The organism is Paenibacillus naphthalenovorans, assembly GCF_900099895.1.
In the GTDB taxonomy this organism is placed as follows: Bacteria; Bacillota; Bacilli; order Paenibacillales; family NBRC-103111; genus Paenibacillus_G; species Paenibacillus_G naphthalenovorans.
Window position 1 is genome coordinate 1 of sequence record NZ_FNDY01000091.1, and the last position, 1,442, is coordinate 1,442.

The 1,442-nt window shown below is 51.5% G+C and carries 1 protein-coding gene; it reads right to left on the reverse strand.

All coding sequences use genetic code 11. The features are described 5' to 3' along the window. Window positions 1-75: 75 nt before the first annotated feature. The gene (locus BLT35_RS26075) at window positions 76-1,368 is read right to left on the reverse strand and encodes an ISNCY family transposase (RefSeq protein WP_074730244.1); all 1,293 of its coding nucleotides are present in this window, start codon (window positions 1,366-1,368) and stop codon (window positions 76-78) included. Window positions 1,369-1,442: the final 74 nt, after the last annotated feature.

Below are 1,442 nucleotides of genomic sequence, written 5' to 3' on the forward strand. Positions count from 1 at the left end.
TGTCAATATGCTGTGAAAATGTCACCATAACTCATCTGTAAAAATGTCACTTTGTTAATTTGGGCAGCCGCCCGTTCAAGTGACTTGGACGACTGTCATTTTTGTGTTATCCTGTTGTTGTCTACTGTTCCATGCCAACCTCCAAGGGTGGTTGGCGGCGGGTTTGCGTGACTGCGCAGGCTCCGCCTTTTTTGTTTTGGTCATCGGTTTGCGTACCGGTTTTTCCGTCTCTTTCAGCAGAAGCGCCTGACCATTGTGCCAAACGAGCACTTCTCCTGAGAGCGTTTCACGCACCTCTACCGTAGTTCTGGCTTCGAGACGGAAATCACAGGGCTTGGCGAAGGTATACACTTTCCCATAATAAGAGAGCGTGTTTCCGTGTCCTAACTTTCGGTACTCGCGAATCGTGAACACATGATTCAAATTGACGGATGGGTCCAGCTTCATATACGCCGACTCCTCTTCTTTGGGCTCAATGGCAAACTTGCGATTGTGCTTCTCCAACAGCATTGGCAGCGCCGCGTTAGCTTCCTCAAGCGTCTTTGCGCGGAGCAGCCTGAGTTCGATGACCAGGCGATCCTGGAACGTCTGCCAAAGCCTTTCTATACGGCCCTTAGCTTGCGGGGTAATGGCCTTGATATGTTCTATGTGAAGCTCAGCCATTGCCTTTCCGAAGTGGGAGAGCGGCTTCGTTTCGCCAGCCAATTCCTGCTCCACAGTCAGCTTCTCCTTCGGTGACCGGAAGATGGTGTGTCGGTCGCTGTACAGGCCGAGTGGTACGCCGTATTTCTGAATGCCTTGCTGCATGACGAGCGAGTAGGCTTCGCGGCACTCCGTGGGTCTAAATACGGCGCCAACGACGATACCTGTCGCATCGTCAATGGCGGCGTGGAGGGTAAAGGACGGCGCCCGATCTTCCAGCCAGGCATAAGGCGTCGCGTCAATCTGCCACAGCATTCCGGCCTGCGGCTTTCGCTGACGCGGCCTATGCACCTTGCTTCGCCGTCGCTGCTTAGCTTGTTTAATCCCGTTGTCTATGAGGATACGTCTTACGCTGGAAGGACTCAGTTTGAGCGATTCGTGTTCATCCAACAACTCCGCAAGATGGCAATTATTGCTCCCGTGATATTTTGTGTTGTACAACTCGACAACCTGTTGCTTGACTTCCTCCGACAAGGTGTGTTTCGGCTTTCTACCGCGGTTACGGTGTGCTAGTGCTTGCGCTCCTCCTTCTTCCACAAACCTTTTCTTTAGCCGAATCATTTGTCGTACTGTCAGTCCGAGTGCCGCTGCTCCTTCCATGTTCGTCATGTGTCCGTCTAGAATCTTCTCCACCACAAGTACCTTTTTCAGTTCTGCTCTGGTCAATGTTAATGTCTCCTGTCCCATAGTGACATTATCTCAGAACAGTTACAGGATGACATTATCACAGACGAACAACA